Genomic DNA, 16,096 nt, shown 5'->3' on the forward strand with positions numbered 1-16,096 from the left:
TGTTGTCAATCATGTGCCCGACCGAAAGCATGAGCCAAACCAGTCCAGCAGGCGGCTCCATGTGGTTGATCGATCGGCATAGCGTCGGCCCCGGCAATGGCCGTATCTCCCTCCCTACCGCTCTTCGTGATGCGCTTGTGCGCTGGTATGTTGGTGAAGGTTCGCGACATGACGAGGAAGCCGGGATCATGCTCGTGCAGCAAGCCCGGATCGGCTCCAAGTGGCTCGCTTGCGACTGCTTGGGCGGAAAGGCCTCTCCACCGGTCCTGACGCCCGCCTTCTTATCCGAAGCAGAAACCTACTATCTCCGCCGGCTCACTGGCGCGAACCGACCTGAGCATCGTGCCGATTGCCCCTTTTTTCGTGACCAGGTCACGAATAGGATCACGCAAACGCGGAGCGCATTGACGCCGGCCGATCCGCCGGTCGGCTATTTCGAGGTGCTGCGGCCGGCGCCCGAAAAGCTCGCGCAGCGCCCCGTCGACGAGGCGAGCGACGACCGCACGCGCAGCGCGTCCGTGCCGCGTCTTGCGCGCCTCCTTTGGCGGCTCTTGGACAATGCGGGCCTCAACCTGGTCTTGCCTCTGAGCGAGGAGGTGCCTGTGCGGTCGATCACCAATGAATTTAGAACGCTCAGCGCGGCCGCAGCGAAGATCGAGATCGCCCCTGGCATTGAACTTGGCCGAGCCCTTTGGACCCATGGCAATGCGCTGCACAGCAAGCGAGCCTTTGCCGGCATTCGCGAATTGGCGCGCAACTGGCCGCCGGGCCATGCTCCTCAAGGTTTTCTCGCCCTCTTCGCTCCGGAATTCAATGGCTCTACCGTCAAAGCAGCAGGCTGCGACCCCGTCACAGTAGCGAACCGTGTGCAGTCGCCATCGGTTCGCGGAAATCCGGTCCAGGGCCCCTATCTCGTCATCATCGTGCTGGGTGAGTATCCGGAGGCCAGAGGCTATGCCCCGTTGCGCGCTTATGCTCAGCCCATCTTTTCGGGCAATCGCTTCCTCCCGGTGGAATCTGACTTCGAGCGCATCGTCCTCCGCGAGATTCTTCGCGCCAAGATCCGGGTCGACCGCGCTGGCACCGATCTCACGATACGCAAGCCGGTCTTCGATATCCTTACGCCCCTCGGCCCGGGCCGCCCCGACTTCATCATTGAAGCGCAATCCCGTCACACGGGTGAACTCCGTCAGGTCATCGTCCAAGCGATGGGGGGATCTGCCGCTGGCTATCTCGCTCTCAAGGCCGGAGCGCGTAGGACGCTTGAGCAAATCGCCGACGTGATCGAGGTGACGCCAGCGGATATTGACGAGGGGCGGTTCATATCGAGAATGTCTCGGTCACTTGGCATGTGACCGCCTGCGTGCAGAGCTCGATGCTTTGACGAGTTTTCACTCGGTCAATAAACAGTCATTTGAAAAATGAAAAACGGTGTTTCCGATCGCTGGCTTTCTCTCTCTTCGCATAAATTTGCCTAAGTAGAAACGTCTCTAATCTTTTGGGTGACGTCTTAGGATACAGCAAGGCATGCTCTCTCTCATACTCAATGAGAACACGCTGTGCGTCCTTTTGAGACCCTTGGAAAGTGATGCTGCCAGGCGGCTTGTGCAACCTTGCCCAGATGGGCACCATGGCAACCCCGGACTCTACTTATGAGTGGAGGAACTTTGGGGAGCACGTCAAGTTCCGCAGCTTTTCGGTCAAGGCCTGTTTCCGCCATCACCTTCTGCACGGCCTGGTCCAGGGCATAGCTTCCCAGTGCACCAATGGGCCCTTTTCCGAGGCTCAGACCGATCTGCATTGTGGCGAACAACGCGGGGTGGCTCGTCGCAAGATCGGTCAGATAATCCTGAGCCACCACAAGATTGTGGGCGACGGCATCGCCCAGCTTGCGCTGGCCATTTACGACAAGATCGTCTGCCGTTCCCACCGGCGCACTGGAAGCGGCTCCCGAAGTGCCGATTCCCAGCCCGATCAACTGGGCCAGGTCGGTGATGTTGCCAGCCCCGCCCAGAGACACGAGCGCGTTCGCGTTGGTGCTGAACCACCCTCGCACGACAGGATTATTCACTGCCTCGCTGCGAAACTGGTCCGCCGCGTCCTTGCCGAGCGTCCGCTCGATGTAGGCCGCCCGGTCTTCGATCTGGATTGCCGCGATCTCATCCGCACCCTTCCCCGCAAAACGGGGATCGGTGCTCTGCGCGATGACCTGTCCAAGATTGACCGCATCATTGCCGCGCAGCAGCCGGTCGATGCCGCCTAGCAGTCGTTCGGTTGCCCCGCTCTCGGCAAGATGATCCGAGAAGGACTGCACCTCGCCCACCACCGCCTTGATCGCCGCGAGGGGATCGGCGGCAAGCTTGTCACCGGTGGCGAGGATGGCGCTCTGGCTGCGGTCGCCGGTCGCGAGACCGATGCCCTCGCGGATCGACGTCGCGCTCGTGTAGAGGGTGGCGCCGCTCTGGCTGTCCTTCGTGACCACCTGCGTGGCGGTGAGGTCGCGGTTTACATCCGCCAGGGCGGTCCCGCCTTCGAGAGAGGCGACACTGACCGTCCCCTGCCCGATCGTACCGCGCGTCTCCTGACGGACCGTGCTGTTGGCAAAGGCGCCATCGATGGTCGGCGCGCCGAGCTTTCCTCCGCTCGCCTTCAGCGGATCGTTGACCGCTCCGGACAAGCCTATGGAGATGCTGCGGCTGTCGGCATGGTCGGCAATATCGGCGACCGCGAGCGTGCCGGTCTGAAGCGAGAGCTTGCCGCTATTCGCGCCGCTTCCATCCACTGCCGCCAGCACGCCCCCGGTCGGGCTCGTCTTGCCGGCCACATCGATATCGAGGACACCACCCTGTGCCATGATGCCGCTCTGCTGCGCCACAAGGGCGGAGGAGGCACTGCCCTTCCCATAAGAAACGCTGGCAGAACCGCTGAGACCCGACTGGCCGCCGCTCGTCCCGAACACCGACACTGAACCGCCAAAGCCACTGTCCTTGCTTCACGACGACGCCACGTCCTGACGGCTCTCGACGATCAGATCCCGTCCAGTCTCAACCGATACGTCGCGCCCCGACAAGGTTGCTGCGATCTTCGGTCGGCTAAGGCCTGATCGCGATGACCCGCCCCTAGCCGCCCTCTGAGCCGATCAATCTTCCTTGCGCCAGTAGACCGAGCCCGCAAATTTTTCGAATTTCGGAAAGTTCTCAGGGGGACCATCATCAACGATCACCCGCGAGCGCACTGCGCCCTCTGCATTGTCTTCTGACAATATCCAAAGCTCACTTGCGAATTCTTCAGCTTCTTCGCGATCTTCCGGATCGTCCTTCTCAAGGATCACCTCGACAATCCAGTCTTCGCCTTCCTTTCGAAGACCCACCCTCCTCATGTTGTTTGAGATATGCCTGTTGGTAACGCCGACGAGCATTCTCATCATCATATTCCATTCCTGGAACGCTTCCTGCTCGATCCTCATCTATTTCTGTGCCTTTGAAGGAGAGGTCGGTACCACGCTCACGCTCTTTGTTCCCTTGATAATGAATATGTTGGTGGGTTGATTATCATATCCAGATCCGGCGTTCTTATTAATTCCAACGATGCCATCGACCTGCACGATCGGGTCGCCCTGAACAGTCTTTCCTACAATTGTTGCATTCCCTGCATGGTAGGCATCAAGAACGGCCTGTGCATCGGAGAGGCTTGCCATTTCACCGCCTGCGTCAGGATCTTTATCCCGACCACCGTTCACATGCCGCTCCTGCTTCTGACGACTGATCGTCGCTACTTTCTCCGGGAAATCAGCCTTGCTTAAGGCAGGCACCTCACCCTTGACGACACCCTTAACCCCGCCCCCGACTATAGCGGCGAGGGCGGTATCGGCAACGATGCCGATCCCGGTTGTCTGATTGTAGGTGGGATTGTCGGCACTCTTGTCCTGGTTCTCGGCATGGACCTGAGAGAAGCTATCGTCACGCAGCAGGGCGTCGCCGCCGACGACAATAACTTCCTTGCCCTTCTCGATTAGAGCGCCTGCGCCACTGACCTCCAGCACAACTCCGGATACGATTCCGCTGAGACCGCCCATCACCGTCGTCGCCGCCGCAATGCCTTTCTTCATCCAGTCGGGCGCATTATTGTAAGCCGACCCCAACTTCTCGCTGGTCTGCACCGCGAGATGGGTGACCCTACCCATCGGTGTCTCACGACGACCGATCACTACAATATCTTCCCCCGTGATTTCGCTCATCTGCTGCTTGAACGTCGCCTGCGCTTCCGGCGAGGTGTTGCCGCGGGCGACGAACTCGCGAATGGCCGATTTGACCGCCGCCACCTTCTCAGGCGGCAAGGGCAAGCTCCTGCCCAGATCTGTATAGGCCTGCTCAAGCTCGCCAGAACGCTCGAACACGCCTTCCGCTGTCATCCGCTCGACGGTCGCAGCGGTTTGCTCTGGCGTCAGGCCGGCAGACTGGATCGCAGCCGGCGCGCGTTCGATCTGCTCCTGCACCTGACGATGCGCATAACCGGGCACCATGCTGTCGACCTTGTCGACCAGCGTCTCCAGGGCGCCAGAGCGCTGCTTCCCGTCGCCGAGCGATTTGGCCTCACCCACCACCGCCTTCACGATGGCGAGGGGGTCGGTAGCGAGCTTGTCGGCCGTAGCGAGGATGGCGCTTTGGCTACGATCGCCGGCTGCGAGGCCGATGCCTTCGCGGATCGACGTCTCGCTGGCATAGAGGGTGGCGCCGCTCTGGCTGTCCTTCGTAACCACCTGCGTGGCGCTGAGGTCGCGGTTTACATCCGCCAAGGCGGTGCCGCCTTGTGGAGAGGCAACACTGACCGTGCCCTGCCCGATCGTGCCGCGCGTCTCCTGACGGATCGTGCTGTTGGCAAAGGCGCCATCGATGGTCGGCGCGCCGAGCTTTCCACCGTCTGCCTTCAGCGGATCGTTGACCGCTCCGGACAAGCCGATGGAGATGCTGCGGCTGTCGGCATGGTCGGCAATATCGGCGACCGCGAGCGTGCCGGTCTGAAGCGAGAGCTTGCCGCTATCCGCCCCGCTTCCATCTACTGCCGCCAGCACGCCCCCGGTCAGGCTCGTATTGCCGGCCACATCGATATCGAGGACACCACCCTGTGCCATGAGGCCGCTCTGCTGCGCCACAAGGGCGGAGGAGGCGCTGCCCTTCCCGTAAGAAACGCTGGCAGATCCGCCAGTGCCGGACTGGCCGGCATTATTCCCGAAGGAAGACAGGGAGACCCCGAACCCACTGCTCTTGCTTGATGAGGCAGTGATATCCTGACGGCTCTCGACGATCAGATCCCGCCCGGTCTCGACCGATACATCACGGCCGGTCGCCACCGCGCCCGCCAATGTCGTGTCGCGGCCGGACGACAGGGAGAGAGTGCCGCCCGCGCCGAGTTGGCTGTTGACCTGCTCGATCGCGCTCGACTGGCCACTGGACCTGCTCTGCGAATAGCTTATCGAGCCGCTGGCGGTGACCCCGCCCGCCAGCCCCACGCCCACGCTCAGCCCGATCCCGCCGCCGCTGCTTTTGGCTTGGGACTGGCTGGTCAGGCTGTTCTGGCCGGACTCCAGAACGATGTCGCGACCCGCATCGAGGGTCAGATCGTTCGCCGCCTTGAGGGTCGAACCGGCGACACGGATATCGTCCTCAGCCTTGAGGACCACATTCTGGCCCGACACCGAAGACCCTGACACGATCTCCGTCTGCGTTTGTGTCGAGGAGCTCGACTTGGAGAACCCCAGGCTGACCGATATGCCCGCCGCGTTGGTCGCAAGCGTCCGCACCGCGTCAAGCGTCCGGAGCCCTTCCGAGACGCCCGTGATCGCCGTGCCAGCTGCACCAGCGCCACCATCGGCAACACGCCCCGGCAGACCGGCCACGCTTTTCACAGCGCCCGAGATATTTTCATAAGCGCCGATACTGAGACCAAAGCTGGAGGATTTACTGGCGCTGGTCGTGTCCAGCGTATCGGTGACATGCTCGACCATGATGCTCTTGCCGGTGAGACTTGTCGTGCCTGCGCTGACCACATCGCTGCCTGCGACCTTTATGCCACCCCCGGCCGTGATCGAGACATTGCCCTGAGACGAACCGACCAGTGAGCCGGTGTGGGTCAGGCTCTCGCTGCTGTTCTGGTTTGCGACCTTGGCGACGCCGACGAACACGCCGCCGCCACCGACGCTGAAGCCGGACTTCTTGACGCTCGTCGCGCTGCTTTCGCTCTCGCGGTTCTCAACGGCAGCGATGGTTATGTCGCCCCTCGCAGTGAGGGCAACGTCCTTGTCGGCAACCACATTCGAACCGGTAACCGCGATGTTGCCCGCGGAGCTCGTGACGCTGACGCTGCTCCCGGAGACGGTGGATCCGACGCTGGTGTCGGAGGTGTAGCTGCTCGTGGTTGTGGTTCTGGTCGAGGAGAGCATCCCCGACTTTTTGGTCTTCGTCAGACTGTCCGCTGCGTCATGCTCGTTGGCCGTGCCGATCTCGACGCCGCCCGTCCCAGAGAGCGCAACCGCGCCCGTCTCGGAGGTCACCGAAGACGCGCTGAGGGTGAGCTTCGCGGTCGGATCGATCAGTCCAGCCGCGATCGAAATATCCCCGGCTGCCGACACGCTCGTGCCGACAACCGTCTCGTCATGGCTGCTCGACTGGGTGTAGCCGTTGCGGATCCGCAGGAAGCTGTTCTTATCGACGCTATCGGTCACTGACCCCAGGGTGACATTGCCACCGGCGGCGAGGCTAGCGGTTGTTCCTGCGTCGATCTGCGCGCCCGCGCTGCTGATATCGCCGAGCGCCACCATCTTGAGGGAGCCCGTCGCATCGACGATGCTGACCTGATGACTGGTGATGGTCCCGAGGGTGCTGTTCCCGGAATATCCAGTTGCGACATGGGTGGTGACCGCCTGCGCGCCGAGATCGATGTTCCGGCCGGCCGACAATGTGAGATCGCCGCCCGTGAACACGCCGCCGCGCGAGACGATATCCGTGCCTGCTGTGATCGTCGCGGTCTTTCCGCCTGCGATCCTGCCGCTGTTGGTGAGGCTCGTGCCGGCGCCGATGTCACTGTTCAGCGTCGCGCGAATGACGCCGGCGTTGGCGAGACTGTCACTGGTGCGGATCGTGACCGTGTCGCCGGCGATCAATGCGCCCGACGAGCGCAGGTCGCCCTCGCGGACATGCGTGAGATAGACGATCGGCGCGAGCACCTGCGCCTTGCCGGTCGGCGTGTCGACCTCAACCATGACCATGATCACGATGTCACTGGTCAGCGTTGCCATCTGCTGCGCCGACAGGCCAATGCCCGGCGCGAGCCCGAACGCCTGCACCGTCGCAGCACCTGCGCTCATGAGCGCCTTGTACTGGTCTTCCGCGGTGCGATAGTCGCCAAGGCGATTGCGACCGGTGAGCTGCGTCAGCTGCTGGGCGACATATTGCTGCTCATACCAGGCATCGCCAAGCCGTTGGCCGACCCGCACCGGGTCCCACCCTAAGCGATCGAAGAAATAGTCGCTCGAGACGAACGCCTTATAGTCGATGAACTTGGGATCGGTCTCGATGAGATAGGAAGAACCGGGCGCCGCATAATCGAACAGGCCAATCAGCCGAATGGAAAGGGTCGGCAGGACCGGCGCGATGCTGCCAAGCGATCCCGTGCCGACCGGCGCGCCGCTGAACAGCGAGGTTCGCACCGCCCCTTCCCCGCTGACCGCGTTCGTCGTGGCCGAGGCGTTGAGGGTCGAGCTGGTCGCAGCGCCAAGGATGCTCTGCTGAGCAGAGCCCGCACTCGCGACATAGTCTCCTGCGGCCGATCCGCTGGTGGTGAGATTGCGATTGTCGATCGCCTTTGCTGCGATCTCGACGCCCTGATTGCCTGCAGCGATCGCTGAGACCGTGAAGGTCGCCGTCTCATCTTTGACCTTATAGGGGTCGATCGAGTTCGTCTTCCAGGCCTTGCACCCGAATATCGGACAGCTACGCCCCTGATGATACGTCGCCCCTTCGCTGAGGTCGGTATGCTGCCCAGTGTAGGCTTGGTTGGTGACGGATCCACCGCTTGCATCCAGCACGCCATTGGCACTGATCAGCGAGATCACATTGTCGGCCGTGCCGAAGTCCAGCTGGATATTGCTTCCAAGGATCGCGGCTTCGCCGCTGTCCGCAATGATCTCGCTCTCCGCGATCGTGCGCGTATATTGCAGAAGATCACGGTTACGCTTGTTGAACTTATTCTCGACCGAAACAGGCGTCTGACTGAGGATCGTGTCCTGCACCGTGAAGAGCGTGCGGACGTTGCGGAGGCTGGTCGCCGCTATGGCAATGTCACCTTGCGCCTCGATCCGCGCCGAACTGTTGACGAGAGCGCCGGCACGACTGCCCGGACTTGTGCCGCCAATGGCGATGTTTCCCGAGCTGTAGATGAGAGCGCCGTCTGTATTGGCGATCCCTCCATTTGAACGCAGAACGATGCTGCCTGAGCGGGTCGCAATGACCGCGCGCGCGCCATCGTTCCAGAGCGCTGCACTGGTGACCTTGCCGTCGCCCAGTTCCCTGCCCCCGATATTTGCACGGCCATCGCCCGTCTGGCCGCCCACATCGCTGTCATCGCTATCCGTCCCGGTCGATGGATCCCCGCTGCCGTCATCATCCGGATCATCCTCGGGCTCGGTGATGATAATCGAAGGATCACTGATGCCGGTGCCGTCTTCGAACACACTGTCGTTGGGATTGATGGTGATGGGCGCGGCACCCACAGCAATCGTGATGCTGTCGCCATAGATGCGTGCGATATTGTGGAGACTGGCGGCAGCAAGCGTGACGCTGCTGCCATTGATGAGGCCGGCATTGTGGAGCGCGCCGGTCACGCTCGCATCCAGCGTTCCAGCCTCGATCGTGCCAGTTGGGGCGTTGCTGAGCGACGCCGCGCTTATGGTGGCGCTGGTCGCTGCCGTGATTTTCCCTTCATTACGCAAGGCGCCTCCAAGGGTGAGCTTGAGCGCGTGATCCGCAATCAGGCTCGCGCCGCTGGCCAGGGTCCAGTCACCGCTTGCGGTCAGGTCGAGCAGATTGCCGGCGACAAGCTTGCCAGGATCGAGGCTGTCGAAACTGATCTTGAGATCATGGCCCGCGCCGATCACCCCGGCGCCGTTGGCGATCGATGCCACGTTCAGCGTGACATCATCGTTTGCAGCAATGCTCCCGGCGTTGGTGAGCGCAGCGCCTGACAGTTTAAGGTCGGTGTCCGACCAAAGTGCGCCACCGCCGCGATTGTCGATCGATCCCGTTAGCTCGAGGATGAGGCCGTCGGTCCCACTCGCGGAAATAGTGCCACCATTGATGAGATTGTTGCCGCGAAGGATGAGCGCGCCGACAGCTCCGACTTTGCCAAGGCTATTGTCGAACTGATCAGCAACATGCAGGTCGGCCCCGCCAGTGCCTGCAAGCACTCTGCCGTCACTATTGGTGAAGCTTGGGGCAGACAGACCAATCCGCTCGGCCGTGATCACGCCGCCGGCATTGTCCGCTGACGCCGCAATCGTCGCGTCCATCCCCTTGCCTGCAGACAGCTCGCCGCCATTGACCAGGCTACCCAGGGCGAGCGTCGCATCACCGGTCGCCGTGACCACGCCGCCCCGATTATCCAGGCTGGCGGCCGTGAACTGAGTGAGTGCGCCCAGCGTTCCGATCGTCCCGCCCCGGTTGTCGAGACCGGCTGCAGAAAGGCTTAGATCCTCATCGGCGCGGATGGAGCCGCCGCTATTGTTCAGCGTCCCTGAAATGCTGAATGTGGTCGCGCCGGCCGCCTGAACATCGCCTGCGCTATTGTTGAAAGCGGCTGCCGCGATGGTCTGACCGCCATTGCTGAGGATCGAACCGCCGCCATTGTCGAACGAACCGGTGGCGGTGATTTTTGCGAGGCCGGCGCCCGCGTGAACAAGTGCGCCCGCATTGTTCGTGATCGTCGCGGCCGATAACGAGAAGCTGTCGGCCGCGACCTCGATCCGCCCGCCTGTATTATCGAGCGCTCCAGAAAGGGTGATCGAGGCAGGGGTCGCTCCCTGAAGACTGATCGTACCGGCCCGGTTGGTGAGCTTGCCAAGCGTTGCATCAAGGCTCTGGGTGATGAGCCGTCCGACACTGGTGTCGAGACCGGCAGCGTTGAGGGTCACTGCATGGCCATGGATGAGGCCGCCCTGGCTGGCATCGATCGTTCCAGCGACGCTGAGGTCGATGGTCTGCCCATCCACCGTTCCGCCGGTCAGGCGAAGATCGCCGCTCGTCGCGATCAGGCTGACATCTTGTCCCGTGCTCCGACCCGCGCCAGCGTCCAGAGTGCTGCCCTTGAGGCTTGCCGTTCCGGTCGCCGCGGCCAGAGCGCCCCGGAGACTGATCGTGCCCGTCGCAACGGCCTTGAGGGCAGACGCGTCCCCCGCCTTGCTGAAATCACCGGCCAGAAGCTTGCTGCCATCCATCGATATGCTCAGGGCATTCATGGTCAGCCCCTGGCCGCCAGAAACGGTGCCGGCGCCCGACAGTGCCCCGCCCGTGATCGTCATCTTGCCATTGGCAAGGAGTTGCCCGGCGTTGGACAAGGTGCTGCTGACGCCAAGCGACTGATTGCCGACGGCGTTGACCATGCCTTCATTGTCGAGTGTTGCGACGGCGAGTTCGACATTGCCGTTTCCAGCGATTGTCCCCGCGTTCGCGAGGTCACCGACATTGAGCGCAAGCGCACCCGCGCCATAATGGCGCAGGGCCCCGTCAGCGCCGATCGACATCGTACTGGCGGTTAACGCAGCATTGCGCGCCGCGACTTCGATCTGCCCGTCTTTCAGGTCCAGCGCATCGCCAAGCGTGAGCGCGAACAGGGTGACGCCCGAGCTTGCCAGACTGCTGCCATGGATCAGCGACAGGCTGGACGCATTAAGCGTGAGATCGGCAACCGACAGCCGGGAGGCGTCAAACAGGATATCTCCTGCCGATATGTTGGCCGTGCTAATGGCGCCAAGTTGCGCATTTGCGCTGAGCGTCAACGGACCGGCGTGCAGATCGAGAGTCTGGCCAACAATCGCGCCGCCCGCGACCGAGACAGTATTGCGCGCATCGATCGTAAGAGCGCCGCTGGCGTCGATCCGGCCGCTGCCCAGCGTGATCGATGACGCGTCGATCGTCACGGCGCCATTGCCACCGATCTGGGCTCCTGACGCGACCAGCGCGCCGGTCAGATTAAGCGTCATCCCTTCCGTTCCGGTCGACACGAGCCGGCCGCCTGTAAGGTCAAGGGTGCCGGCATTAAGTGCCAGCAGACCGCCCGTTTCGATCGTCCCGCCTCGGCTCGACGCACCGCCCGTGATTCTCCAGCTTTGAGCGCCCGTAGTGGCGAAAATGCCGGCATCATTATCAAGGGCGCCCACCTCGAGGACTGCAGTCGCGCTGCGCACAGCGCCGCGATTTATGAGGCTTGAAGCTGTCAGCCCAAGATTGCCGGTCAGGTTTAAAGTCGCTCCGGCGCCCTGGCTGATTGCTCCGGTCGCCGACATAAGGGCACGGTCGGCTTGGATGGCGCCTTCAAGGTCGAGCTTCCCTGCATTCAATATGAGACTGCCTGGCGCGATCATCTGGCCGCCAAGCTGGACCGCGCCGGATGCGGACAAGCTCACATCGCCCGATGTGCCAAGGCTGCCATCAGCCTCCAGGCCTGCGGCAAGAGTTCCTGAAGACCCGATCGCCTGCGCCTTGAGGCCGATATTCCCCTCGGAACCAATGACACCACTATTGGCGAGGGTTCCAGCGAGAGAAAGACTGGCGCTGGCAGCACCATAAAGCGTTCCGGAGACTGCGACATCGCTGCCACCGGTGACGGTGGCACTTGTGTTCGCGACAAGCTTGCCGCCTATGCCGATATGTCCGGCCGCGTCGAGCGTGACGCCCTGTTCGAGACTGGCAAGCGTACCGTCGATGCGCACGCCGAGACCGGCTTCCGTGCCGATCAGCCGGATCGAACGCGCATACATGCCGCCGATCGCGGCAACATCCAGAGCGAAGGCCGGCGCGACCACTTCGTTCGACGCGCGCCCTGTCACAACGATCGGATCGTCGCTCCCCGCGATCGCGATATCGCCCACGCCTGTCGACGCATTGATCCGCTCGGCCCAAACGCCGCCGTTGATCGCGATCGCGCGGGCAAAAAGATCAAGCCGGGCGCCCGAAGCGTCGAGCCCTTTCCCGCCCACGGCAAGCTTGCCGCCGTCGACGGCGAAACCACTGAGGCTCCCGGCAGGCCCGAACATAGCCTTGCCCGCGGCAAGCGTCGCCCAAGGGGTATTGATGAAGCCGCAGCCGTCACAAGTGATGCCGTTGGCATTGGCGAGGACGAGCTGGGCGGCAGGGCCGGCGACCTCCATATAGCCCGCGAGATGCGAGGGGTTTGCGCTCACCACCTCGTTGAGGATGAGCTTTGCAGGACCGCTGGTCTTCAGGTTGCCATTGCCATCGATGTAGCCCGCGAGGCTCGTCGAGACGATCTGGCCGCTATTATTGAGGATCAGACCCCGGCCATCGACGCTGAACTGGTCATATGTGTTATGGCTGACGCCCGCGCTGTTTGGCGTGGTGATCCGCACAACCGGCGTTCCGTTCGCAGCCATATCCATGGTCGGCGCATTCTGGCCGCCAGGCGCCACCTGCGCCATCACAGGCGAGGCGACCATCGATACGATCGATACCGCATGGACCAGCTGACGGGCGATGGATGCGCGCGACGTTGTCGCGCGCCAAGTCTGCCGATGCGCCTTGGACATCTGGGTCACGTGGATTTCCTCGATTTTGCGAGTTTGGGGTCTGCCAACCGGTGCTTTGGTTGTCGGTCGGCGCCGTCATTTGCCGCGGCAGAGGTCGGCGCGGCGTCCAGGATGCCGCTAATGGCTTTTACAGCCTCGCGAAGACTGACCCGACCGTCATCCTCGCGCAGTTGGCCGAACAGCTGATGAAGCGGAGAGAGGGCCCACCAGAGTGCGGGGCCATCGGTCAGATCATCAACCAGGTGCCAGGCGCGGGAGGATCCGCGTTCGCGCAGCTCGACCTCGTAGAAACCCTCGCAATTGCGCAGACGGCAACAGCGCAGGAAGCGAGACGGGCTATCGGCATAATTTCGTGGATTGGGCGCGCTCGCGTTGAACGAAATGAGGACCAGTTCGCCGTGAATGCGCACCTGCTCGCGCACTTTTTCCAGTACCTCGAGCCCCCACAGGGTGCGGTATTTCACTTCGACCAACAGCTGCTCCGTCTCGTCGGATGTCATGACGACAAAGTCCGGCAATGTGCGCAGCGCTGTCGAAAAACTGAGCGCTTCATACTCCTCGACGCTGCGACAATTGAGCGCAGGAATGACCTTTTCGATGCCGCAATCGGTGACCCGGTATCCGGCATCTTCAAGGACAGCACGAACGATGCCCTCGCTCATTTCCTTCTTCAATCTGTTGATGAACTCCATCGCCCCCTCCTGCTCAAAGGGTCCAACCGGCGGTGACGCCGATCATGGAAGGCCGGTCTCCGGCGAGACTCTTGGGTACGAAGGGAATCGCGATCCACGCATCGAGGCTTGCGCCAAAGGCCTGGGCGCGCAGACCCATGCCGACACCGATCGGCGTTAGATGCGTGCCGCGCACATGACCGGTATCGGCAAGAACATAAGGCTGGAGATGGTCACCCAGACGCGCAGTCAGTTCCTGGCGCAAATACCACCCGGCCCTGCCGATCAGGGCCTGGTCACTGTCGAAACCCCGCACGGTGAACGGACCGCCGACCGAAATCTGGTCCGACCCGTAAAGCGGACGGTCACTCCATTGTCCGTGAAATGCCCCTCGATAGGCCAGAACTGGGCCCAAGGGCGCGTTGAGCGACACATCGGCCGTGGTGATGCGGTAGCGGGCCGTCGGGAGGCTCGCCGGACGATCGTCTGTTTCTGCCTGCGCCCCCAGCCAGGGCATGCCCCGGCGATGGGAAAGCTGCGTGTCGATCTGCACGCGGCCGATGCGATGCCGGTCGACCAGCGCAAACTCAAGATCCGTCAGATCCTGACGCTGCAGGCCAATCTCGATGCCATCAATGAAGCTGCGCCCGCGCCGCCGCTGCACGGATAGGCGCAGGGACGTCTTTGAGGTTCGGTCGCGGTGAATGACACGCTCGACCCACGCCGAGACAGTATCAAGCCGACCATCCGTCTGGAAATCCTTGACCTCGCCAATGACGCGCTGTGCGTAATCGCTGCGATTCGCAGAGACCCCCAAGGTCCACCAACCGAACGGGATCGTGAAACTAGCGCCCGTGCTGCGGCTGTCGGCGGGCAGGGATGGGCTCTGCAATCGACTGTTGATCGAGACTGTCGCGATCTCCGAAAGTCCCAGCAGATTAAGCGTCGAGAGCTGCGCAGAGCCTTGCCAGCGTCCTACGGTCGGTCCAGCAAGATTATTGCCCGACAGCGTCAGCGAGACCGGCCGCACATCCTTGACCGCGACATCGAGAAAGCTCTCGCCCGGCTGATCTCCCGGAGCGATGTCCACCTTGACCTCTCGGCCAGGCACACGCCGCATCTGGTCCAGGCCCTGCTCCATAGCGCGCAGCGAAAGGAGATCGCCCTCACCTTGCGGGAAAGCATGACGCCAGGAGCGAACACCATGCGCGCCTCGCATGCCGGACACTCTTCCCGGCACGATCGCGACGCGCAATGTGCCCGCGCTCATATCCTGCTGCGGATAACCCGCCCGCGTGGTCGATAATCCCCGGTCCAGGAAGGCTGCCTGCAAGGATGCAAGAATATGGTTGAGCCCCTGGCTTCCAATGCAGCGCCCATTCAATTGCGCCAGATGCCGGGCCACCCATCGCAGTCCACGCGGCGCCCCGCCGTCAATCACGACATGAGAAATCACACGGCAGTTCGCCTCTATCGGAAAGCTCCCGAGAGGGCCGGTCTCCTGATCACCAAGCGCGCTCAGCGGCGCACCTTCCCGCGCGTTTCGCTCAGCTGCCTGAGCTTCCGCCGCGCGACGGGCCTGCTCGACATCGAACGGGTTTGCAGGCGGCTGCGCCCGTGCGGGGCACAGCGCGGCCGACATCATGATGATCGCGCATAATCCGCGAACATTCTGGTAGCGCGCACGGCTCCCAGGCCGCGCGCAGGCAATCATCTGCAAACTTTCTAACCCCCTGACCTTCGGCAACCCCGCTGCCTCAGGAAGAGGCCGGTGGCTTTGCGTCCCGCCTTCACAAGCGGTTTGCCTTTATCGGGCCGTCGAGCCAGCTACGCGCACACCGGCCCGACAGGATCGGAGAGTGCGGCATAGGACAAGCCAACGCCTGATGCCTTTGACTTCGATTAACTCTTAAAACGCCATATCAATGTGGGGGCGGCGACGGGCGCGGCCTGCACCAAAAGCGCGCGCCTCGGTCATAAGGTGACGACACCTCTGCCCCATTTTGTCATTCAACCCACATGCACGCTTTGAAGCCCAGTTTGGCTGGCTGCGACATCGGCGATTGAAGCGCCTTCAGCCTCTATCCGCTCGGACAGCCATGTGCTGAAATAGGCGGCATCTGGCTTGCTGATCCAATAGCCCTTGCGCCATTCCGTCTGGATCATCGGCGGTAGCCCAACACCCGCCAAAGCATAGCGCAGTTCGCACATATAAACCTTGATCGTGCCCTGGGAGACGGTCCCGAGTGCGCGCGCAATATCGCCAGAAGAGCAGAACGAGCCTGCATTATTGACAAGCAGCATGAGGATCTTGCCGCCGCGCAGCTGACGCAGGCCCAGCGCCTTGCGGACGACCTGGTCCTCACGACTAAGATCGTGGCGCATGGCAAGAGTGAGGAGCTGGCTCGTAAGCAGACGGGCGTTTTCCAGGTCTGAGGCGCTGCAGCGGCCGATAAGAGCCGTTTGCAGTTTGCGGGCAATGGAGATCACCGATCCGCTCTCCAGACTGTTCATGTTGGTTGGCTCCATTGCGGTCATGCGGGCGGGCCTTCGTGCGTTGCGTTCGATCGTCAAATCAGCGACAAGAGGATGGGAGGACTGCCCGTCAGCA

General features: G+C 62.4%; 7 protein-coding genes, 1 pseudogene and 1 riboswitch. Of the genes and pseudogenes, 1 reads left to right on the forward strand and 7 read right to left on the reverse strand.

What is annotated here, in order from left to right:
* Window positions 1-59 precede the first annotated feature (59 nt).
* Window positions 60-1,355 carry a hypothetical protein gene (locus tag M2335_RS16335; protein WP_264595512.1) on the forward strand — a complete coding sequence of 432 codons (1,296 nt, stop codon included), beginning with the start codon at window positions 60-62 and terminating at the stop codon, window positions 1,353-1,355.
* A 188-nt stretch (window positions 1,356-1,543) separates the two neighbouring features.
* Here the strand turns inward: M2335_RS16335 and M2335_RS16340 are convergent, their stop codons facing one another.
* From M2335_RS16340 to M2335_RS16365, 7 genes and pseudogenes are all read right to left on the reverse strand, one after another.
* Window positions 1,544-2,854: a hypothetical protein gene (locus M2335_RS16340; RefSeq protein ID WP_264595513.1), complete on the reverse strand. Its 1,311-nt coding sequence runs from the start codon at window positions 2,852-2,854 to the stop codon at window positions 1,544-1,546.
* 285 nt (window positions 2,855-3,139) lie between these two features.
* Window positions 3,140-3,466 (reverse strand): hypothetical protein, encoded by a 327-nt coding sequence (locus tag M2335_RS16345; RefSeq protein WP_264595514.1) that lies wholly within the window; start codon window positions 3,464-3,466, stop codon window positions 3,140-3,142.
* A complete protein-coding gene (locus M2335_RS16350; protein WP_264595544.1) occupies window positions 3,467-12,814 on the reverse strand; it encodes a hemagglutinin repeat-containing protein in 9,348 nt (3,115 codons plus the stop codon).
* A 5-nt stretch (window positions 12,815-12,819) separates the two neighbouring features.
* Window positions 12,820-13,506 carry a hypothetical protein gene (locus M2335_RS16355; protein ID WP_264595515.1) on the reverse strand — a complete coding sequence of 229 codons (687 nt, stop codon included), beginning with the start codon at window positions 13,504-13,506 and terminating at the stop codon, window positions 12,820-12,822.
* Window positions 13,507-13,519: 13 nt separating this feature from the next.
* The gene (locus tag M2335_RS16360) at window positions 13,520-14,704 is read right to left on the reverse strand and encodes a ShlB/FhaC/HecB family hemolysin secretion/activation protein (RefSeq protein ID WP_264595516.1); all 1,185 of its coding nucleotides are present in this window, start codon (window positions 14,702-14,704) and stop codon (window positions 13,520-13,522) included.
* A 24-nt stretch (window positions 14,705-14,728) separates the two neighbouring features.
* A pseudogene (locus M2335_RS16555) lies at window positions 14,729-15,199 on the reverse strand (POTRA domain-containing protein); the annotation flags it as partial.
* A 25-nt stretch (window positions 15,200-15,224) separates the two neighbouring features.
* A riboswitch (cyclic di-GMP riboswitch) is annotated at window positions 15,225-15,301 on the reverse strand.
* A gap of 194 nt (window positions 15,302-15,495) precedes the next feature.
* Window positions 15,496-16,023, reverse strand: coding sequence for a helix-turn-helix domain-containing protein (locus M2335_RS16365; protein ID WP_264595517.1), 528 nt, complete (start codon window positions 16,021-16,023; stop codon window positions 15,496-15,498).
* Window positions 16,024-16,096: the final 73 nt, after the last annotated feature.

This window comes from Sphingobium sp. B12D2B (genome assembly GCF_025961775.1).
GTDB lineage: Bacteria > Pseudomonadota > Alphaproteobacteria > Sphingomonadales > Sphingomonadaceae > Sphingobium.